This window comes from Micromonospora sp. BQ11, assembly GCF_052068135.1.
Classification (GTDB): Bacteria; Actinomycetota; Actinomycetes; order Mycobacteriales; family Micromonosporaceae; genus Micromonospora.
Map to the genome: position 1 here is coordinate 156,026 of NZ_JBQHDB010000005.1, position 18,856 is coordinate 174,881.

21 protein-coding genes are annotated in these 18,856 nt (G+C 70.7%); 14 read left to right on the plus strand and 7 right to left on the minus strand.

Annotation, left to right across the window (positions count from 1 at the left end):
• Positions 1 to 241: 241 nt before the first annotated feature.
• The 7 genes from ACTMSW_RS12775 to ACTMSW_RS12805 all read left to right on the plus strand — a co-directional run bounded on the left by ACTMSW_RS12775 (position 242) and on the right by ACTMSW_RS12805 (position 3,842).
• Positions 242 to 736 carry a hypothetical protein gene (locus ACTMSW_RS12775; protein WP_441180792.1) on the plus strand — a complete coding sequence of 165 codons (495 nt, stop codon included), beginning with the start codon at positions 242 to 244 and terminating at the stop codon, positions 734 to 736.
• A gap of 320 nt (positions 737 to 1,056) precedes the next feature.
• Complete coding sequence (locus tag ACTMSW_RS12780; RefSeq protein ID WP_441180793.1) at positions 1,057 to 1,458, plus strand: YbaB/EbfC family DNA-binding protein; 402 nt, start codon at positions 1,057 to 1,059, stop codon at positions 1,456 to 1,458.
• A complete protein-coding gene (locus ACTMSW_RS12785) occupies positions 1,445 to 1,765 on the plus strand; it encodes a type VII secretion target (RefSeq protein WP_441180794.1) in 321 nt (106 codons plus the stop codon). Before ACTMSW_RS12780 ends, ACTMSW_RS12785 begins: the two co-directional genes overlap by 14 nt.
• Positions 1,762 to 2,907 carry a WXG100 family type VII secretion target gene (locus ACTMSW_RS12790; RefSeq protein ID WP_441180795.1) on the plus strand — a complete coding sequence of 382 codons (1,146 nt, stop codon included), beginning with the start codon at positions 1,762 to 1,764 and terminating at the stop codon, positions 2,905 to 2,907. Before ACTMSW_RS12785 ends, ACTMSW_RS12790 begins: the two co-directional genes overlap by 4 nt.
• A complete protein-coding gene (locus ACTMSW_RS12795) occupies positions 2,907 to 3,191 on the plus strand; it encodes a hypothetical protein (RefSeq protein WP_441180796.1) in 285 nt (94 codons plus the stop codon). The genes ACTMSW_RS12790 and ACTMSW_RS12795 overlap by 1 nt, the downstream gene beginning before the upstream one ends.
• A 63-nt stretch (positions 3,192 to 3,254) precedes the next feature.
• Positions 3,255 to 3,602 (plus strand): hypothetical protein, encoded by a 348-nt coding sequence (locus tag ACTMSW_RS12800; RefSeq protein WP_441180797.1) that lies wholly within the window; start codon positions 3,255 to 3,257, stop codon positions 3,600 to 3,602.
• A gap of 15 nt (positions 3,603 to 3,617) precedes the next feature.
• On the plus strand, positions 3,618 to 3,842 hold the full coding sequence (locus ACTMSW_RS12805; RefSeq protein WP_441181055.1) for a hypothetical protein: 225 nt from the start codon (positions 3,618 to 3,620) through the stop codon (positions 3,840 to 3,842).
• Positions 3,843 to 3,873: 31 nt separating this feature from the next.
• Here ACTMSW_RS12805 and ACTMSW_RS12810 read toward each other — a convergent pair whose 3' ends face one another.
• Together ACTMSW_RS12810 and ACTMSW_RS12815 are read right to left on the minus strand one after the other, a co-directional pair.
• Entirely contained in the window at positions 3,874 to 4,125 is a 252-nt protein-coding gene (locus ACTMSW_RS12810; protein WP_441180798.1) for a hypothetical protein, read from the minus strand.
• Positions 4,122 to 4,409 (minus strand): DivIVA domain-containing protein, encoded by a 288-nt coding sequence (locus ACTMSW_RS12815; RefSeq protein WP_441180799.1) that lies wholly within the window; start codon positions 4,407 to 4,409, stop codon positions 4,122 to 4,124. The genes ACTMSW_RS12810 and ACTMSW_RS12815 overlap by 4 nt, the downstream gene beginning before the upstream one ends.
• Positions 4,410 to 4,732: 323 nt before the next feature.
• Between ACTMSW_RS12815 and ACTMSW_RS12820 the strand changes: the two genes are divergently transcribed.
• The 3 genes from ACTMSW_RS12820 to ACTMSW_RS12830 all read left to right on the plus strand — a co-directional run bounded on the left by ACTMSW_RS12820 (position 4,733) and on the right by ACTMSW_RS12830 (position 7,965).
• Positions 4,733 to 5,620 carry a helix-turn-helix domain-containing protein gene (locus tag ACTMSW_RS12820; RefSeq protein ID WP_441180800.1) on the plus strand — a complete coding sequence of 296 codons (888 nt, stop codon included), beginning with the start codon at positions 4,733 to 4,735 and terminating at the stop codon, positions 5,618 to 5,620.
• Positions 5,613 to 5,828: a DUF397 domain-containing protein gene (locus tag ACTMSW_RS12825; RefSeq protein WP_441180801.1), complete on the plus strand. Its 216-nt coding sequence runs from the start codon at positions 5,613 to 5,615 to the stop codon at positions 5,826 to 5,828. Before ACTMSW_RS12820 ends, ACTMSW_RS12825 begins: the two co-directional genes overlap by 8 nt.
• A 223-nt stretch (positions 5,829 to 6,051) precedes the next feature.
• Positions 6,052 to 7,965, plus strand: coding sequence for a DNA/RNA helicase domain-containing protein (locus ACTMSW_RS12830; protein WP_441180802.1), 1,914 nt, complete (start codon positions 6,052 to 6,054; stop codon positions 7,963 to 7,965).
• A gap of 89 nt (positions 7,966 to 8,054) precedes the next feature.
• Here ACTMSW_RS12830 and ACTMSW_RS12835 read toward each other — a convergent pair whose 3' ends face one another.
• Positions 8,055 to 9,311 (minus strand): YncE family protein, encoded by a 1,257-nt coding sequence (locus ACTMSW_RS12835; protein ID WP_441180803.1) that lies wholly within the window; start codon positions 9,309 to 9,311, stop codon positions 8,055 to 8,057.
• 200 nt (positions 9,312 to 9,511) lie between these two features.
• Between ACTMSW_RS12835 and ACTMSW_RS12840 the strand changes: the two genes are divergently transcribed.
• From ACTMSW_RS12840 to ACTMSW_RS12850, 3 genes are all read left to right on the plus strand, one after another.
• Positions 9,512 to 9,967, plus strand: coding sequence for an RNA polymerase sigma factor (locus tag ACTMSW_RS12840; RefSeq protein ID WP_441180804.1), 456 nt, complete (start codon positions 9,512 to 9,514; stop codon positions 9,965 to 9,967).
• Positions 9,960 to 10,673 (plus strand): hypothetical protein, encoded by a 714-nt coding sequence (locus ACTMSW_RS12845; RefSeq protein WP_441180805.1) that lies wholly within the window; start codon positions 9,960 to 9,962, stop codon positions 10,671 to 10,673. Before ACTMSW_RS12840 ends, ACTMSW_RS12845 begins: the two co-directional genes overlap by 8 nt.
• A 167-nt stretch (positions 10,674 to 10,840) precedes the next feature.
• Positions 10,841 to 11,776, plus strand: a complete 936-nt coding sequence (locus tag ACTMSW_RS12850) for a sugar phosphate isomerase/epimerase family protein (protein ID WP_441180806.1) — start codon at positions 10,841 to 10,843, stop codon at positions 11,774 to 11,776.
• Between the two features lie 9 nt (positions 11,777 to 11,785).
• On the opposite strand, the gene ACTMSW_RS12855 is transcribed toward ACTMSW_RS12850, so the two are convergent.
• The 4 genes from ACTMSW_RS12855 to nhaA form a co-directional block, all read right to left on the minus strand.
• The gene (locus tag ACTMSW_RS12855) at positions 11,786 to 12,406 is read right to left on the minus strand and encodes an L-threonylcarbamoyladenylate synthase (RefSeq protein WP_441180807.1); all 621 of its coding nucleotides are present in this window, start codon (positions 12,404 to 12,406) and stop codon (positions 11,786 to 11,788) included.
• Positions 12,407 to 12,435: 29 nt separating this feature from the next.
• Complete coding sequence (locus ACTMSW_RS12860; protein ID WP_441180808.1) at positions 12,436 to 14,268, minus strand: AMP-dependent synthetase/ligase; 1,833 nt, start codon at positions 14,266 to 14,268, stop codon at positions 12,436 to 12,438.
• Between the two features lie 109 nt (positions 14,269 to 14,377).
• A complete protein-coding gene (locus ACTMSW_RS12865) occupies positions 14,378 to 15,997 on the minus strand; it encodes an ABC-F family ATP-binding cassette domain-containing protein (RefSeq protein ID WP_441180809.1) in 1,620 nt (539 codons plus the stop codon).
• 374 nt (positions 15,998 to 16,371) lie between these two features.
• Complete coding sequence (gene nhaA, locus ACTMSW_RS12870) at positions 16,372 to 17,691, minus strand: Na+/H+ antiporter NhaA (protein ID WP_441180810.1); 1,320 nt, start codon at positions 17,689 to 17,691, stop codon at positions 16,372 to 16,374.
• A gap of 531 nt (positions 17,692 to 18,222) precedes the next feature.
• Between nhaA and ACTMSW_RS12875 the strand changes: the two genes are divergently transcribed.
• Positions 18,223 to 18,846 (plus strand): universal stress protein, encoded by a 624-nt coding sequence (locus tag ACTMSW_RS12875; protein WP_441180811.1) that lies wholly within the window; start codon positions 18,223 to 18,225, stop codon positions 18,844 to 18,846.
• The last annotated feature ends 10 nt before the right edge of the window (positions 18,847 to 18,856 follow it).

The following is an 18,856-nucleotide window of genomic DNA, read 5'->3' on the forward strand; positions in this document are numbered from 1 at the left end:
CCGCCGGTCGCCTACGCCTGACCTGCGCAGGTACGGGCCGGTGCTGTGCGGATCAGGCTAGGGGCGGTGGCGCCGCGGGTAGCTGGCCCGAGCGGACAAGATCATTCGCCCGGATCGCAGGTCAGCCTCATCCCTTCGTGATCATCACGACCCGTCCGGAGGATGGAACAGCCATCCCGGCTCAGGTCGCCACATCAACACCTGATCTTGGTTGTCGTACGCCTCAGGCAGGATGTGCGCCATGACGACGCACCACCCGAACACCCAGCGCCTGGTCTACGGCCACGCCACCAATTACGACTGCCTTGCCTTCATCGACGCCGACACCGCCGTCGGAGAGGCCGCGGAGATCAGGGCGCTCGCCGCTGCCCGTACGTGGGGCGAGGCCCGGCAGGTCCAGATGACCCACCTCTCGAACCCCGCCGGCCCCGACTGCTACGAGCCGGAGGACTACGCCGACGACAAGCCCTTCGACATCACCGAGGTGGGCGCGGTCGTGGAAGGATACTGGCCCGCCATGGTCACGACGCGGGCGCTCGACATGCTGCCGCAGGACCTGCAGGACCGGTACGGCAAAATCGTGCTCACGACTCACAACGGTGAGTACCTCGAGGTTCCGCTCGACCGCGAGGCGGAGGTGGTGGCGGAGTTGCGCCGGCGTGGCTACGAGGTGACCCGCGACGACGACCTGATCAACCTTCTCGACGGCGTCAGCCTGGGCTCGCTGGCCGCCTGAGGAACGACGGAGACGCCGGGATCGCTTCGAGGACCGGCTCCGCCAACCATGCGCGGCCGGCGTCTCCGCCGCTCAGGCTCACCGGCGTCGCCTGTTCAGGCTCGCAAAGCCGCCAGACGCGGTCCGGGCGATACCGTCCACATTGCTCCTGCGCGGCTTCGGCAAAGCCTCGATGACCCGTCGCCCAGCCTGACCAGCCGCTGCTACGCAGCAGCGCGGTGACTACCTGGCAACTCGCCGGGACAGCACGCAGCGCCACCGATTGATAACGTGGCGGCGACATCGGCGACCGCCTACGTCGGTGTGCCGGAGGGTCACGCATGTGGGCAGACGAGGCCGCGCTCGACGCGACGGCGCGCCGTATCGACGACTGGGAGTCCTCCATCGCCGAACGGGCGACCCAGGCACGGACGCTGTCCGCGCAGATCGAGGTGCTTACCGGCAACGGCCGCAGCCCGGATCGGCTGGTCGAGGTCACCGTCGACTCGGCCGGTCTGCTGGCCGATCTTCGGCTCGACGAACGCACCCGGCAGCAGTCCGCGACACTCACCGCACGGCAGATCCTGCAGACCACCCTGGCCGCCCGTCACGATCTGCTGCGGCAGGTCACCGAGATCACCACGCAGGCCCTCGGTACCGGCGATCCGACGGCGGCGGCGCTCGTCGCCTCGTACCGACGTCGCCTGGACCCTGACCAGGGCCCATCGGATGCCGACCGGTGACGGCATCCAGGTCGACCCTGACGACCTGATCCGCCACGCCGCCCGCCTCGACCGCAGCGCCGACGACCTCGACACCGCCCGGCAGGCAGGTCAGCACGTCCGGCTCGGCACCGACGCGTACGGGCAGTTGTGCGCGATCATGCCGCTGCTGCTCGACGGCCTCCAGCGGACGCTCGTCGACGGCATCGGCACCGCCGCCGGGTCGGTCCGTGACACCGCCGGCCGACTACGGACCAGCGCGGCCAACTACCGGGCCTCCGACGCCCACGCCGAACAACTGCTCCGTCGCGCACGGGACGGCCGGTGACCGCCAACCCGCTGGTCGCCCCCGTCACCGACGCCCCACCGAGCGCCTGGGCCGGCGTCTGGATCCTCGAGGACATCGAACTCATCGCCCAAGGCGTACACACGGGCAGTTGGATCGACGGCAGCCTCGGCGTGGTCAGCGCCGGGCTCGACGCCCTCGCCTTCGTCTCCGACCCGGTCGGCGCCCTCCTCCAGTACGGCATCGCCTGGCTGATCGAGCACGTCAAGCCGCTCAGCGAGGCTCTGGACTGGCTCGCCGGCGATCCAGCCCAGATCACCGCCCACGCCCAGACCTGGCGCAACGTCGCCGCAAGCCTGCGCGACGAAGCCGCCCAGCTCGCCGCCGCCGTCCGCACCGACGTCGCCGGCTGGGGCGGCAGCGCCGGACCCGCCTACCGGAGCTGGTCCGCCGAGCAGCAGCAGGCCGTCACCGGCCTCGCCATGGGCGCCGACGCCATGGCCGCGATCACCGAAGGCACCGCCGGCCTGGTCGCCGCCGTCCGACTGCTCGTCCGCGACGCCATCGCCACCTGTGTGTCCCGCCTCATCGTGTACGCGGGCGAGCTGCTCATCACCGGGGGACTTGCCGCACCCCTGGTCGTGGAGCAGGTCACGACACTCGTGGCGTCCTGGGCGGCTCGTATCGCGAAGCTGCTCCGCGCACTCCTCAACAGCCTTCGTCGGCTTGTTCCGGAGGTGCGTCGCCTGGGCGACCTCATCGACAAGCTGAAGCAGGCACTGGGACGGCTCAGTCGGACAGACGTGGAGACGGAGGGCCTGAGCCGGGTACGCGGCAGGGGTGCCGGCCCGCGGATGCCGATGACGATGGCGTCGGTGCGGACCATCGCTGCCAAGTACGGCATCGAGGTCTCCGACATCCAGTTCAACATCAACAACCGCGTCTCCGGAGTGTGCGGGATGACCAGGCCCGACGGGTCGGTCACACTCTGCCGCGAGGCATTCCGGAGTGAAGAGGACCTCGCCCGTACTCTCGAGCACGAAAGGTTCCACGTGTCGGAACTTCGGGACGGCCGTCCCTACCCCACGACACGTGCGGAGGCCGACGCCTTCGAGGATCGGGCCTACGCGCACGAGGAGCAGTGGTGGAACGCCCAGCAGCCTCGGCCGGAAGGAGTTGACTGATGGCGACCTTCGAGCAGTGGCTCGACGCCTACGACGTCGCCTATCGTGCACAGCCCGGAGCCACGGACCTGCCGTGCCCGAACTGCGAGCACCGCACGCTACGGCTCGTCTTCACCGGGCCGCCAGAGTCGACGTACGGCTACGCCTCGTTCTGGTGTGACACCTGCCTTGAGGGCATCCACATCTCCCGGGTACCGATTCCGGAGGGAGTCGTGGCCCGGTCGTCCGACGACCCCGCCGAGAAACGGAGCTGCGGTATTCCGAACTATCGGTTGGCCACGTGATCGTGGCGTGAAAGGCGTCCTGGACCGCAGCCTCAGCTCACCGGTATTCGTCGTGGGGAAGTGATGGCCGGCATCATCGTTCTGAAGCCCGGAGTCGACTGGACCGCAACAGGCGGCCTGTTCGACTGGACGCTTGAATTCCTGATCTCCCGGGTGTCTGACAAGCAGGCGGCGCAGCACCTCCAGGAGATCGTCGACAACAACCTCGGCTCATTGTGGATAGATGAGATGCCGCATCCCGTCCAGCAGGAGATCGTCGCGCATTGGCGGCATGGCCTGGTTGCGACCGGAGAGCAGCAACTACCCGACACAGGCCAGAAGGCGGACATCATCCGTCACCTCCAGGAGTTGGTAGATGCGACCTACGCGGCGGGTTTCCCGGGCTCGCCGAGCCGGCCTGGTCAGAGCTGAGGTCGGATTGTGGGCATGCTGGTGGTCGCACGCCGGGTGGAAGCCTCTTCCAAGGAGGTCCGGTACAAGTTCGGCATGTGCGACAGGTTTGACCGCATCTTGACGATCCACCTGGGCACCCTTGAAGCGCGCGTCGACGACGCTCACTTCGACTCGGCCGCTGGTGCCATCACCTCCAAGATCGTCAACGCCTGGCGGCGCACCGGCCAATTCCCGGCACGGGCGATCTTCGCCAGCTAACACGCGTGACCCGACCGGTGCCCGATGCCGCTCAACGACGCAGGCGGCGGGTGCACTCGCCGTCGTGGCCGTCGCAGAGAATGCAGCGCCGTCCACCCGACAGCCGCAGGTCGCAAAAGACGCGGTGGTGGAGGCACTGCTCATCCTCCTCGGAGACGGTCATCTCCCCCGGGTCCATCATCGGCAGCACGGTGATCCAGCGGCCGACGACCCGGGCCAGGCGCTGCGCGGCCGGCAGGTCGGCGGCGACCACAGGCAGGTGGATCACGTACCGCCCGCTCACCGGCCACCACCCTCGGCCCGCTCCGACTGCCAGCGGCGCAAGGCGTCCTTGACGGCGGCGGTCTCGCGCCGGCTCTGCGCGAGCGCGTCGTAGACAGCGGCCATGTCGACGGCGACCCGGTCGAGGAACGCGTACACCTCATCGGGGTTGAGGCCGCGACGTCCGAGGCGTGTCGGCGGGAAGCGGCCCTCGCGCACCTGCCACGGCAGCAGACTGGGGTACGCGCGGGAGCGGTAGGTCGTCCCGTCGCCCGCCGGGAACGGCCTCTGGTTACGGACGCTCACCTCTACCTGCCTTTCTGGTCGTAGATGGGTAGGCCCGCCCGCCCTTACCCGCACGGGCAAACCCACCACGCCCGGACACCGCAGCTTCGATCAGCGGTACGCCATCCGGGCTGCTCAGCGAGGGGTTCGGCCGGGAAGCGCGGCGACCGGTTCGGGGGAAGACCCGGCCGCCGCGCTGTGGTCATCCTGTGACACTCCGCTGTGGAAGCGCAACGTTTCAAACCGCAATTTCGCCGATGTGCATTGACTTTCTTTGCTGCAACCCGTAGAGGTTGCAAGAGCAGGTCACGCAGTGTTGCGTCATGGAATCAAGGAGTGTTCGGATGACCGAGGACCTGGGATCGACAGTGCCGCGCCGGCAGCTCGGACGGCTGCTGCGACAGTTCCGCAACGAGGCGGGTGTGACGCTCGACGCCGCGGCCGAGGCCCTCGAATACAGCCGACAGAAGATCTGGCGCCTGGAATGCGGCATGGGGGCGGTCCGGGTGCTCGACGTCAAGGCGATGTGCGAGCTGTACGGGGTGTCGCCGGAGATGACCGAGGCGATGCGCGGCTTGGCGGCGGAGACGAAGTCGAAGGGGTGGTGGCACGCGTACGGGGACGCGGTGCCGAGCTGGTTCGAGCTGTACGTGGGTCTGGAATCCGTCGCCGCGCACCTACGGGGCTACGACGAATCGATGATCCCCGGGATCCTTCAGACCAGGGAGTACGCCCACGCGCTCTATCGCCTCGGCGGGACGCTGAGCCAGGAGGAGCAGGAGCGGGCCGTACAGGTTCGACTCCAACGACAGGGGCTCCTCATCCGGCGGCTCCCTGCCGCACCCCGGTTGGATTCTGTGCTATCCGAGGCGGTACTCCGGCGCACGGTTGGCGGCCCGCCAGTCATGACCGCCCAGCTCGACCACCTTCTCAAGCTTTCGGACCTACCGAACGTCTCCGTCCGAGCGCTGCCGCTGGCAGTCGGTCCTCAGCCCGGTGCCGTCGCCGGGACCTTCATGATTCTCGACTTTCCGCCCACCAAGGGCGGCCGAGCCGCTCCCGAACCGTCGGTTGTCTACAGCGAGTCGTTGACGGGCGCGCTCTATTTGGACAAGCCCGATGAGCTGGCCGCCTACGAGCATGTGTGGGCGGGCCTGGATCGTCTGGCCCTCGGCGAGGCAGAATCGAAGGACATGATCAAGCAGATCATCGGGGAGATGCGGCATGACTGACCTGACCGGCGCCACCTGGCGCAAGAGCACCCGCAGCGGCGACAACGGCGGCGCCTGCATCGAGGTCGCCACCAACCTCCCCGGCGTCGTCGCCGTCCGCGACTCCAAGAACCCGAACGGTCCGGCGCTGACCTTCACGCCTGGAGTCTGGTCCGCCTTTACGACCACCACCAAGAATGGACTTCGAGCCGACCACGCCTCGTCGTGACCACTACGACGATCGTCGCGCTCGCCGGGTGATGGCGCTGGACCCCTGCCCCGGCGGACATGCTGTACGCCATGTGAGCAGCACCAACCGATGCGGGTACGTGCGAAGAGTTGATCTCTTCGCTACAGTCCAGGGAATTCAGAGCGCGTAACGACGGGCTTCCGGTCATGGCTGGACACGCCCCCCATGCGCACGATCACATCGTGCTGCCCGGGGGCAAGTGTTGTCAGCGTTCCGCTCCTCCGCCGAAGGTCTGCTCCGCCTCGCGACCAACGGCACCCTCGCCGACCGCATCGTCGAGCACATCGGCCATGCCGTGAGTCCCGGCGAACGCCGCTCCTGGGAGCGCAGCCTCGCGGTGCTCGGCCAGGACCTCGCCGACGCCGGGCTGGGTCAGGTCGAGGTGCTGGTCGAGTACCAGCTCCCGCTGACCAGCAAGCGCGTCGACGTGGTGCTGGCCGGTGTCCATCCAAAGACCGCTGACGACTCGTACCTGATCGTCGAACTCAAGCAGTGGTCCCAGGCCGAGGCGTACGAGGGTTCGGACCGGCTCGTCCTGGTCGAACACGCACGGGGGCCCCGGCTGCACCCCGGCGTCCAGGTTGGCGACTACTGCGAGTACCTCACCGACTTCCTCGGCATCCTCGATGGCCGGCGCGCCCCGGTGCAGGGGGTCGCGTACCTGCACAACGCGATGGACCGCGATGTCAACGACCTCTTCGCACGCCGCCCGAGCGAGCAGAGCCGAATCTTCACCAAGCAGCGGCGCGGGCAGTTCCTCGACCATTTGCGAACGCACCTCGCGCCGGCGTCCGGCGCGGCAGCCGCCGACCGGTTCCTCACCAGCTCCGTCCGGCCGAGCAAGCACCTGCTGACGTACGCCGCGCAGGAACTGAAGGAACGACACCACTTCACGCTGCTGGACGAGCAGCACCTGGCGTACGAGCTGGTGTTGCACGCGGTGGAGCGCGCCCGTGCCGCGGACCGCAAATCGGTCGTGGTGGTGGCCGGCGGACCGGGCAGCGGGAAGAGCGTGATCGCCCTGTCGGTGCTCGGCGAGTTGGCCCGCCAGAACCGGGCGGTCATGCACGCCACCGGCTCCCGCTCGTTCACTCAGACCCTGCGACGGTACGCGGGACGGGGTTCAACGCGGCTCAAGAGCCTGTTCGGATACTTCAACAGCTTCATGTCCGCCGAGCGCAACGGCTTCGACGTGCTCATCTGCGACGAGGCGCACCGGATTCGGGAGACGTCGGTCAACCGCTTTACCCCCAAGGCCCGACGGGACAAGGCACGGCCGCAGATCGACGAGTTGATCGCCGCCGCGCGGGTGCCGGTCTTCCTGCTCGACGAGCACCAGGTGGTCAAGCCGGGTGAACTGGGCAACGTCGAGGTGATCTCCGCGTACGCCCGCCAACTCGGGCTGGAGGTCGAGGTGGTGTCGCTGCACGACCAGTTCCGTTGCGGCGGCAGCGAAGCGTACGAGCAGTGGGTGCTGGACCTGCTCGGCCTCGACGGCGGGGAGCCGACGGTGTGGACCGGCGACGGTCGTTTCGACCTGCGGCTGGCCGGCACGCCCGAGGAGATGGAAACGTTCCTCGCCGCCAAGCAGGCTGTCGGCGAGACGGCCAGGATGTCGGCCGGCTACTGCTGGCCGTGGAGCGACCCGCGTCCGGACGACAGTCTGGTGCCCGACGTGCGAGTGGGTGGCTGGGCGCGGCCATGGAACGTCAAGAGCGACCGCAGCGTCGGCGAAGCGCCGGGCAGTGCCTTCTGGGCGACCGACCCGAACGGCTTCGGTCAGGTCGGGTGCGTCTACACCGCCCAGGGCTTCGAGTACGACTGGTCCGGCGTCATCATCGGCCCCGACCTGGTGGCCCGAAATGGGCGGCTGGTGACACGGCGGGACGAGTCGAAGGACCCGGCATTCCGCAGCCGGAAATCGGTGAGCGACGACGAGGCCGACCGCCTCATCCGCAACACCTACAAGGTCCTGCTGACTCGGGGCATGCGCGGGACAATCCTCTACTCCACCGACCCTGAGACCCGGGAATTCCTGGCCGACCTGATTCGGATCGAGCGCGGCCTCGAGACCGTGTACGAACCTGTCGCTCCCGGTGTCTTCGCACAGCGCTGACTTCAGGGGACACCCTGTCGTCGGCGACCATCGATGATCGACACGCGGTCGCCAGAACCTAACCCGGACCATGACGTGGCCGCCGCCGCTCAGGCGCGCCCGGCCAGACCGTGCACCCCCACCAGGCCCGGTACGGCGACACGGCCAAGCTCCGTACCACTAGCGGCATCGTGCCAGCTCACGGCTCCGCTCTGACCCACGTAGAGACGCTGGCCGTCCGGGCTGAACACGAGTCCGGTAACGGCCTCACCGACGGACCGGTCGGCGACGACGCCGAGGCCCGCGAGGTCCAGCGTACGAACCGTCGGACCGGCGGCGATGACCAGCCGGTCCCGGTCGGCGACCGCATGCGCGCCACCGGCGCCACCGGCCACCGCGACCGTCCGGCGTACGGACAGGTCCTCGGTGGAGATCTCCGCGACCGTGCCCGACGTGACGTCGGCGACGAACAGGCGACTCCCGTCGGGGGTGATCGCCATGGCATGGCCCCCGGCGGGCGCCTCCCCGAAGGGGTGCGGCAGGTCGATGCAGTACGCCCACCGCTCGGCGAGGTTCAGCGTGTGGACGAAGGCGTGCACGTTGCCGGGCCGGCCGCTGACCAGGTCGCGGGTGTGCTGGTGGCCGGGCTGGTGGGTGTAGAGCGTGTAGAGGACGCGGCGGTCCGGTGCGAGCACGGCCTGGCGTCCGTCGCCGCGCATCTCCTCCTCGGCGCCGGGCGGGACCGGTGCCTTGTTTCGGGTGGAGAGCGGGCCGGGCGTGCTGGTGGCCAGATCGACGACGCGGACCCGGTAGCGGTCCGGCGCGGTCGCCGGGAGCCACTCCAGGACGAACAGTCCGGCCAGGTCGTCGGTGAAGGTCTCCGGTACGAAGTTGCCGCGCAGCTCCAACCGGTGTCGCACCCCGGTCTCGTCGGCGATCAGCACCGGGGTCACCGCGCGTCCGTCCGGCCGTCCCGTGGTGACGTGCACCGCGGTCGACGTGAGCGCGACCGTCGTACCGCTGGTGGAGACGGTCTGCGGCACCCAGCGGCCGGGCAGGGTGACCCGGGTCGAGGTGCGGCCGGTGGCGGTGTCGACCCGCCAGAGGGCGGTGTCGGCGCCCTCGGGTGCGGTCGCGAAGACGGCGAGCCCGTCGGCGGTGGCGACGGCGTGCGGCATCGTCTGCCGATCGGTGCCGCGCAGGAGGCCGAGCCCGCCGTCGACCTCGACCAGGAGGGCGTCGGGGACCGGGGTGGCGGGGACGGCGGTGCGACGCCGTCCGGGATCGCAGCCGACCAGCGCGGCGGCGCCGCTGCCGGCGAGCACGGTCAGGAGGGTACGGCGCGAAATCGGGCTGTTGGCCATCATGTCCGGATGACACCGCCCGCCCCGGCCGGGTTCCGCTTCTCACCGATGGAACCCGGGCGGCGGGAGCGGTGTCATGAGGGTGGTCCCACCGGAGGTGTGCACTGGACGACGAGGAGTTCGTCACCCGCGCTCGGGCAGGTGACCTGGAGGCGTACGAACTCCTGGTCGCCCGGCACACCGCGTCCGCGTACCGGACGGCGGTGCTGCTCGGCGCGGGTTCCGACGCGGAGGACGTCATTCAGGAGGCGTTCGTGAAGGGATATCGGAAGCTGTCCCGCTATCGGGGAGAGTCGTCCTTCCGCGCCTGGCTGCTGGCGATCGTGGCCAACGAGACCCGCAACCTGCACCGGTCGCGCAGCCGGCGGGACGGGCTGGTGCTGCGGGCGGCGGCGGCGAACCCGGAGTCGGAGGTCGCCGAGGACGCGGCGGTCGGCTCGGTCCTCGCCGCCGAGCGTCGCGCCGCGCTGGTACGGGCCCTGCGTCTGCTGCCGGTGAAGGACCGTGAGGTGATCGTCTGCCGGTTCTTCCTCGACCTCAGCGAGGAGGAGACGGTGACGATGCTGGGGTGGCCCCGGGGCACGGTGAAGTCGCGGACGTCCCGGGCCCTGGCGAAGCTCCGCGGCCTGCTGGACCGCCAGGAGGTCCACCATGGATGACCTCGACCGGGAACTGCGGGAGCTGTCCACGTGGCTGGAGACGCCCGACGCGCCCGACGTCACCGCCCGGGTACGCGCGCGGCTGGGCGTACGCCGGCGACGTCGGTGGCGCTCCTACCTGGCGGCGGCGCTGGTCGCGCTGGTCGTCGCGGTGCTGCCGCCGGGGCGGGCCGCACTCGCCGATGCCGTGACGGGTCTGCTGCGCTTGGCCGGGATCGTCATCGCCACGTCGCCGGACTCGGCACCTCCTCCCGGCGTGCCGTCGCCCCTGCCGGGGCAGCGACCCGCCGCCCTCGACGAGGCGCAGCGGAAGGTGCGGTTCCCGATCCGCGTACCGGCGAAGCTGGGCCCGCCCGAGCAGGTGCAGGTCGCCGACCCCGACGGGACCGGGACCCACCGGGTCGTGACGCTGCTCTACCGCGGCGGCACGGTGCGCCTGGACGCCTTCGACGGTCGTCTGGACCCGGTCTTCCAGAAGCAGGTCAGCGGGCCGGGGGCCGAATGGGTGGAGGTCGACGGCACCGGCGCCATCTGGATCGGAAACCCGCACCCAGTCAGCTACGTGGATCGCACCGGCGCGGTACGCGTGGAGACCGCGCGGCTGGCCGCCTCGACGCTGATCTGGCAGGAGGCCGACGTGAGCTATCGACTGGAGGGCCAGGTCACCAAGCTGGAGGCGATCGAGATCGTCGGCTCGCTGTCCTGACGCCGACCGCCGGGCGGGCCGACCGCGACACTTTCGTCAGCATCGGCGGAAAGTCCGGCCGGCATCGATGGAAGCCATGGACATGTTGCTATGTCTTTTGTAGCGTCGGCCCGGTAACGATGTTGCGTCCGGTCCCCCACCGTGTAGGCCGACGGAAGGAAGCCACCATGTGTTACGGATTCGACGGGGCGGCCGCGCTGCGGCAGTCCGTTGACCGACGCAGCCTGCTGCGCGGTTCACTGGCGGCGCTCGCGGGCGTCGGGCTGGCATCCGGGCTCGGCGTGACGGACGCGGAGGCGCACCGGGGCCGCCGACACCGCGTGCCCCCGGGGCAGATCAGCATCCAGCTGTGGACGGTACGCGACGCCCTCTGGGGCTCCCCGGGCTACGACGCGACCCTCACCCACCTGGCCCGGATCGGGTATCCGCGCGTGGAGCTGGCGCTCGGCTACTTCGGCCGTACCGCCGCCCAGCTGCGGGAATTCCTCGACGGCATCTGCATCCGGCCCACCTCCAGCCACGACGGGATCAGCGCCGACGCCGCCGGCCTGGAGCAGAAGATCGAGAACGCGGTCACCCTGGGCCAGTCGTTCATGGTGGTGCCGTACCTGAACTCCGACAAGGAGGACGACTGGAAGCGCTGGGCGGAGCAGATGAACGTGGAGGCCGCCGCGGCGCGGGCGGCCGGCCTGCGCTACGGCTACCACAACCACGCCCACGAGTTCACCATCGACTTCGGCAACGGCCGGCGTCCCTGGGACGTGCTGACCGAGGAGCTCGACCCCCGGCTCGTCCACCTGGAGATCGACATCTACTGGGCCGTCACCGGCGGCATCAACTCCGGCGACGGAGTCGCCGATCCCGAGGGCTTCACGCTGGACGTCATCCGTTCGGCACCGCAGCGCGTCCTGCAGTACCACGTCAAGGACCGGCACGAGTCCACCGGCGACATGGCCGACCTGGGCACCGGGATGATCGACTTCGCCCGGATCTTCCGCGAGCACCGGGTGCTCGAGTACATCGTCGAGAACGACACTCCGGACGTGACACCGCAGCAGACGGCCGAGGTCGGCTACCGCTACCTGCGCAGGCTGCGGTTCTGACCGGTCCGGTCACTCGAAGCGGGACGTGTCGCCGGCTCCCCGGCGCAGGATCTCCGGCTCGGCCTCGGACAGGTCGATCACCGTCGTCGGCTCCTTCCCGCATTCGCCCGCGTCGACGACCGCGTCGAGAAGGTGGTCCAGCCGCTCCTTGATCTCCCACCCCTCGGTGAGCGGCTCGTCCTCGCCCGGCAGGAGCAGGGTGCTCGACACCAGCGGCTCGCCGAGTTCGGCCAGCAGCGCCTGGGCGACGGTGTGCGCGGGCACGCGGACGCCGACCGTGCGCTTGCGGGGGTGCAGCATGCGACGCGGCACCTCCTTGGTGGCCGGCAGGATGAACGTGTAGCTGCCCGGGGTGGACGCCTTCACCAGCCGGAACACCGAGTTGCTGACGTGCACGAACTGGCCGAGCTGCGCGAAGTCCCGACAGACCAGCGTGAAGTGGTGCCGTTCGTCGAGGCGCCGGATCTCGCGGATCCGGTCCAACCCGTCGCGGTTGCCCAGCCGGCAGCCGAACGCGAAGCACGAGTCCGTGGGGTAGGCGATCAGACCGTCGTCGCGGATCAGGTCGACGACCTGCCGGACGATCCGAGGTTGGGGATTGTCCGGGTGCACGTCGTAGTACCTCGCCATGCGCCCAAGACTAGGTGCTCCGCCGGAGTTCAGTGGCCGTGGTAGAGGACCTCGATGTCGTCGGCGTAGCGCTGCGCCACGACGTCCCGTTTGACCTTGAGGGTGGGGGTGAGCTCCCCGTCGGCCTCGGTGAAGTCGCCGGACAGGATCCGGAACGTCTTGACCTGCTCGGCGTGGGACACCGCCTCGTTGGCCCGGTCGACCGCGGTCTGGATTTCCTGGCGCAGCGCGGCGTCGTCCCGCATGTCGGCCACCGTCGCGTCCGGCCGCCCGTGCCGTGTCCGCCAGCGTTGCCACTGCTGCTCGTCGATGGTGATCAGCGCGGCCACGTACGGGCGGCCGTCGCCGACGAGCATGCACTGGCTGACCAGCGGATGCGCGCGGACGGCCTCCTCGATCGGCGGGGGCGCGACGTTCTTGCCGGCCGCCGTCACGATGATCTCCTTCGTGCGCCCGGTGACGCGCAGGAACCCGTCGGCGTCGAGACTGCCGAGATCACCGGTGCGCAACCACCCGTCCGAGGTGAACGTGGCCTGCGTCGCGTCCGGGTTGTTCCAGTATCCGGGGAACACCACGTCGCCGTGTGCCTGGATCTCGCCGTCGTCGGCGACGCGGATCTGCACCCCGGCAAACGGGCGGCCGACGGTACCGATCCGCTGCGCGTCGGGCCGGTTCGCCGTCAACGCCGGGGACGTCTCGGTCAGCCCGTACCCCTCCAGCACCGTGATCCCGGCGCCGCGGAAGAAATGCCCCAGCCGTTCACCCATCGGCGCGCCGCCGACGATCGCCATCCGGCACCGTCCGCCCAGCGCCGCGCGGAGCTTGCGATAGACCAGGAGGTCGAAGACCGGCCGCGCCAGCCGCAGCACGAGGTTCGGGCCCGCAGGGGTGTCCATGGCACGGCTGTGGCGCACCGCCACCGAGTCGGCGATGACGAACAGCCACCCGCGGTGGGCGTCGTCGGCCTTGTGCCGGGCCCGTGTGTAGATCTTTTCCAGGACCCGCGGCACCGCGAGCACGAACGTCGGCCGGTACCTGCGCAACTGCTTGATGACACCGCCGACTTCGGCGCTGTGCACCATCGTCGCCCGGGTCTGCACCATTCCTATCTGGATGAGGCGGGCGAACACGTGGGCGAGGGGAAGGAACAGCACCGTCATCGCGCCCGGATGCAGCAGCTGCGGCAATCCCGCCACCGCGCCGGTGACGTCGCAGTAGAGGTTGCGGTGGGTCAGGACACAGCCCTTGGGTCGGCCGGTGGTGCCGCTGGTGTAGACGATCGTGGCGACGTCTCCGCCGGTCACCCGCTTGCGGCGCGTCTCGACCTGCTCGTCGTCGACGCCGCGGCCCTGCCCGGCGAGACCGATCAGATCGCCGTCGTCGATCTGCCACACCTCACGTAGCGCCGGTAGGCCCGCCCGCGCGGCGGCGACGATCTCAGCGTGTCCCGCGTTCTCCACGACACAGCCCACGGCTCCGGTGTCGGTCAGCATCCACTCGAGCTGCTCCTGGCTGGCGGTGTCGTAGACCGGCACGGTCACCGCCCCGATCGCCCACAGGGCGTAGTCCACCAGGGTCCACTCGTACCGGGTGCGGCTCATCAGCGCGACCCGGTCACCGTGGCCGACGCCGGCGGCGAGAAAGCCGCGGGCCAGGGTCAGGACGTCGTCGCGGAACTGTTCGCAGGTGACCGGTACGTCACCGCCCTGCACGGGCGGCCGCCCCGGCCAGGCCCGGTGCACCGGCGCCGGGCGGACGAACTGCACCGCCTGCGGCGCCTCCCGCGCGTTGATCCACACGCGCTCGGCCAGGCCCGGCATCACCGACCCGACATCCAACGGCGCGACGACCACATCCTGCACGTCACACACCCCCGCTCACCGGTCCGCGACGAACCGGCGTCCGTGATGCCATGATGTCGCCGTCCGCGGCGGCCCCGACGGGGTTTCACGAAACCTGTTCTACGGGGCGTCAACCTCGGGTATCGCCCTCCCCCAGTCGCCCGTCCTCCAGCCGCAGCCACCGCCGCACCCCGATCTCCGCCAGGAACCGCTCGTCGTGGCTGACCACCACGAACGCCCCCCGGTACGCCTGCAACGCGTTCTCCAGCTGCCCCACGCTGACCAGGTCCAGGTTGTTGGTCGGCTCGTCGAGGAGCAGCAGGTGGGGCGCCGGTTCGGCGTACAGGACGCAGGCGAGGGTGGCGCGCAGCCGTTCCCCGCCGGACAGCGCCCTGATCGGCAGGTGCGCCCGCTGGCCCCGGAACAGGAACCGGGCCAGCAGGGTCATCCGCTCGGCCTGCGGCCGGTCCGGGGCGTACGCGGCGAAGTTCTCCGCCACCGTCCGATCCTCGTCGAGCAGGTCGAGCCGCTGCGACAGGTACGCCACCCGGCCCTCGGCCCGCCGCAGCGCACCGGAGTCCGGCAGCAGGGAGCCGTCCAGCAGCCGCAGCAGGGTGGACTTGCCGGCACCGTTCGGCCCGGTCAGCGCTATCCGCTCCGGCCCCCGGATCGTCAGGTCGAGGCCGTCGGTGCCGAAGAGCTCGCGCACGCGGAGGTGTGCACCGACGACGAGCGTCCGTCCGGCGGGAACGACCGTGTCCGGCAGGTCCAGGGTGATCGCGTGGTCGTCGCGCAGTGCGCGGCTGGCCTCGTCGAGCCGGGCGCGGGCGTCGTCGACGCGGGCGGCGTGCGTCTGGTCGGCCCGACCGGCCGACTCCTGCGCGCTGCGCTTGAGCTTGCCGGCGACGATCTTCGGCAGTCCGGCGCTCTTGATGGTGCGGGCGGCGTTGCCGGCACGCCGGTCGGCCCGTTCGCGAGCCTGCTGCATCTCGCGCCTCTCCCGCTTGACCTCCAGTTCGGCGGAGCGCACGTTGCGTTCCGCGAGTTCCTGGGCGGCGGCGGCCGCGTCGGCGTACGCGGTGTGGTTGCCGCCGAAGAAGGTCACCGCACCACGGTCGAGTTCGGCGATGCGTTCCATCCGGTCCAGCAGCGCCCGGTCGTGGCTGACCAGCAACAGGCAGCCGCGCCACTCCTCCAGCACCGCGTACAGCCGATGCCGGGCGTCGACGTCCAGGTTGTTGGTGGGCTCGTCCAGCAGAAGCACGTCGGGCCGCCGGAGCAGTTGCGCGGCCAGGCCGAGGGCGACGATCTGCCCGCCGCTGAGGGTGCCGAGACGGCGGTCGAGGGTGACGTCGTCCAGGCCGAGCCGGTCCAGTTCGGCGCGGGTGCGCTCCTCGACGTCCCAGTCGTCGCCGACGGTGGCGAAGTGCTCCTCCCGGGCGTCGCCGGCCTCGATCGCGCGCAGGGCGTCGACGGTGGCGGCGACGCCGAGCACCTCGGCGGCGGTCAGGTCACCGGCGAGCGGCAGGTCCTGCGGCAGATAGCCGAGCACCCCGTCGACCGTCACGCTGCCGGAGGTGGGCGCGAGGTCGCCGGCGATGAGCCGGAGCAGCGTGGTCTTGCCCGCGCCGTTGGGCGCGACCAGGCCGGTGCGGCCACCGCCGACGGCGAAGGAAAGATCCTCGAAGACGGGGGTGCCGTCCGGCCAGGAGAAGGACAGGTGGGTGCAGACGACGGACACGTCGGGCATGGCAGGGACCTCGCGGGTGAGGCGGGCGCGCGCCGGGGCGGCCCAGCGGACGGGAACAGGGAACGACGGCGCGGCCGCGGCGGCGCTGCTGTCGCGCGCCTGCTCGCCGGCCGGACACTCCGGGATCACCCGGAGATGTCGTCGTCACCTGCCACGTCTGCTCCTCGTCACACCGACCGTCACACCCCGCATGGATCGCGGTCCGGTCGGCGCCCACCCTAGCAGCGCCCGGGGGCGCCGCCGAGCGATTTCCGCCGCCGTCGGGCCGCACCCGCCACGCCCGGCCCGACAGGCGAAGCCGGCCCGGCCGGGTCCGGACGCGAAGCCGGCCCGGCCGGGCCCCACTCGGGGCCGGGTCGGGCCGGCGGCACGGCTCAGTGGCGGGTCGGGTCGGTGGGGTTCTCGTCGTAGACGTCCGGCACGCCGTCCTGGTCCTGGTCGGCGGTCTCCTCCTCGTGCACCCGCTGGTAGAGACGGCTGCGGGCGCGCAGGATGAACGTGGCGAGCACGGCCGAGAGCAGAGAGCCGGTGAGCACCGCGACCTTGACGATGTCGTCGCGGTCGCTGCCCAGGCCGAAGGCCAGCTCGCCGATCAGCAGGGACACGGTGAAGCCGATGCCGCCGAGCAGCGACAGGCCCAGCACGTCGATCCACCTGAGGCCGTGGCCGAGCTCCGCCCGGGTGAACCGGGAGACCAGCCAGGTGGCGGTGACGATCCCGATCGGCTTGCCGACGACGAGGCCGACGACGATGCCGATCGCCACCTTGTCGGTCAGTGAGGTGGCCAGACCGGTCAGGCCGCCGACGGTGACCCCGGCGGAGAAGAAGGCGAAGATCGGCACCGCCACGCCGGCCGAAATCGGCCGGATGCGGTGCTCGAAGTGCTCGGCCAGTCCGGGGCCGGCGTCCGGGCCGCCGGCGGCCTCGCTGCGGAGCACCGGGACGGTGAAGGCGAGCAGCACGCCGGCGACCGTGGCGTGCACACCTGACTCGTGCACCAGCACCCAGGTCGCGGCGGCCAGCGGCAGCAGCAGCCACCAGGACCGCACCCGCCGCTGCACGAGCAGGCCGAAGATCGCCAGCGGCACCAACGCGCCCAGCAGCGGCAGCACCGCCAGGTCGGCGGTGTAGAACACCGCGATGATCATGATGGCGAGCAGGTCGTCGACGACGGCGAGGGTGAGCAGGAAGGTGCGCAGCGCGGACGGGAGGAACCGGCCGATGACGGCGAGCACCGCGAGGGCGAAGGCGATGTCGGTGGCGGTCGGGATCGCCCAGCCCTGCGGCGCCTCGGCACCGGCGATCAGGACGTACAGCAGGGCCGGCATCACGACGCCGCCGACCGCGGCGGCCACCGGCACGGCCGCGCGCAGCGGGTCCCGCAGGTCGCCGGCGACGAACTCGCGCTTGAGCTCCAGACCGGCGACGAAGAAGAAGATCGCCAGCAGACCGTCGGCGGCCCACTTGCCCAGGCTCAGGTCCAGGTGCAGGGCCGCCGGTCCGACCTTGACCTCCCGCAGCGCCTGGTAGCTCTCCGACCAGGGGGAGTTCGACCAGATCAGGGCCAGCAGCGCTCCGATCAGCAGGAGCGCCCCGCCGACGGTCTCCTTCCGGAGGATGCCGGAGATGCGGCTCGTCTCGGGCCAGGAGCGGCGGGCGAACAGACTGGGGCGGCGCCGGTCGGCGTCGGTCACGAAAACTCCTCGTCGGCAGGGAACGCGTCATCCATCGCCGACCAGACTTCCCGGCACACCTGAGGCAACCCTAACCGCCACCGCCGGGACACACCCCTCGACGACGACGTGGTGATCGTCCTAGTACCCCACGGCCGCACGGCGAACCATCCGGCGGGCCTCGTCGCGTGGTATCCCGGTGGCCCGCAGCATGTCGTTGGCGACGGTTCGCAACTGGGACACGACAATCGTGCCGGAGAAGCCCATGTCCTGACGGCACGCCGCACCGGCTTCCCGCACCGACCGCAGCACCCGCTCGCGGGCGTCGACCGGCTCGCGAGCGGCCAGGAACTCGCCGCGATCAGGAGGTCGCCGACGGCGATGCCGACGACCACCCCGAGGATCAGCTCGACGGTGCGCCGGGTGCGCTTACGACCTCGCCCGCATCGATGCGCAGGCTGCCGGACCAGTTGACGAACGAGTGTCCCACCGTGCCCCCTTCCGACGACCGGGCGTCGGGCTTACCCAGGGCCACCTCGGGTAGTCACCCGCGTGGCTGACTGGTGGTCCCTTCTGCTCGTCGTCGCCGTGTGGGTGACCGTCGGCCTGGTCACCGCCGCCTGGTTCGTCATCCGCGCCGGCCACGCACACCTGCTCTGGTACGTCGTCGGCGCGCTGCTCGGGCCCCTGTTCATCCCGATCGCCGTCGAGCGGGGCCGCGCCACGACCCGCCCGGTCGACGTCCGTGCGGGCCGGCCGCGGTGGACCGGCGGCGCGCGGGTGCTGGTCGGGCTGGACGGCTCCCCCGACTCCGACCGGGCGTTGCGCGCCGTCGCACGGATCCTCGCCGGTACCGCCGGTGAGCTGGTGCTGGTCAGTGTGACCAGTCCGGACCGGGTCGGTCGGGATGCCGAGGACGAGCAGCGGGCGACCCGGCGGATGCTCGACGAGCGGGTCCGCGGCCTGCCCGCAGACCTGCCCGAGCCCACCACGGAGGTCGTCGTCGGCCACCCCGCGGACGCGCTGCTCGCGACGGCCGAGACGCACGACGTGGACCTGCTGGTGGTGGGCCGGCACGGGCACGGGCTCCGGGACCGCCTGCTGGGCAGCGTCGCCGAGGACCTGACCCGCCGATCCTCCCGGGCGGTTCTGCTCGGCAGCCTCACCACCCGCTGACCGTTTCCGC

Coding starts and splice junctions, on each gene's coding strand:
- ACTMSW_RS12775 (WP_441180792.1), top strand. CDS start 242: ATGACGACGCACCACCCGAACACCCAGCGCCTGGTCTACGGCCACGCC.
- ACTMSW_RS12780 (WP_441180793.1), top strand. CDS start 1,057: ATGTGGGCAGACGAGGCCGCGCTCGACGCGACGGCGCGCCGTATCGAC.
- ACTMSW_RS12785 (WP_441180794.1), top strand. CDS start 1,445: ATGCCGACCGGTGACGGCATCCAGGTCGACCCTGACGACCTGATCCGC.
- ACTMSW_RS12795 (WP_441180796.1), top strand. CDS start 2,907: ATGGCGACCTTCGAGCAGTGGCTCGACGCCTACGACGTCGCCTATCGT.
- ACTMSW_RS12800 (WP_441180797.1), top strand. CDS start 3,255: ATGGCCGGCATCATCGTTCTGAAGCCCGGAGTCGACTGGACCGCAACA.
- ACTMSW_RS12805 (WP_441181055.1), top strand. CDS start 3,618: ATGCTGGTGGTCGCACGCCGGGTGGAAGCCTCTTCCAAGGAGGTCCGG.
- ACTMSW_RS12820 (WP_441180800.1), top strand. CDS start 4,733: ATGACCGAGGACCTGGGATCGACAGTGCCGCGCCGGCAGCTCGGACGG.
- ACTMSW_RS12825 (WP_441180801.1), top strand. CDS start 5,613: ATGACTGACCTGACCGGCGCCACCTGGCGCAAGAGCACCCGCAGCGGC.
- ACTMSW_RS12835 (WP_441180803.1), bottom strand. CDS start 9,311: ATGATGGCCAACAGCCCGATTTCGCGCCGTACCCTCCTGACCGTGCTC.
- ACTMSW_RS12845 (WP_441180805.1), top strand. CDS start 9,960: ATGGATGACCTCGACCGGGAACTGCGGGAGCTGTCCACGTGGCTGGAG.
- ACTMSW_RS12850 (WP_441180806.1), top strand. CDS start 10,841: ATGTGTTACGGATTCGACGGGGCGGCCGCGCTGCGGCAGTCCGTTGAC.
- ACTMSW_RS12855 (WP_441180807.1), bottom strand. CDS start 12,406: ATGGCGAGGTACTACGACGTGCACCCGGACAATCCCCAACCTCGGATC.
- ACTMSW_RS12865 (WP_441180809.1), bottom strand. CDS start 15,997: ATGCCCGACGTGTCCGTCGTCTGCACCCACCTGTCCTTCTCCTGGCCG.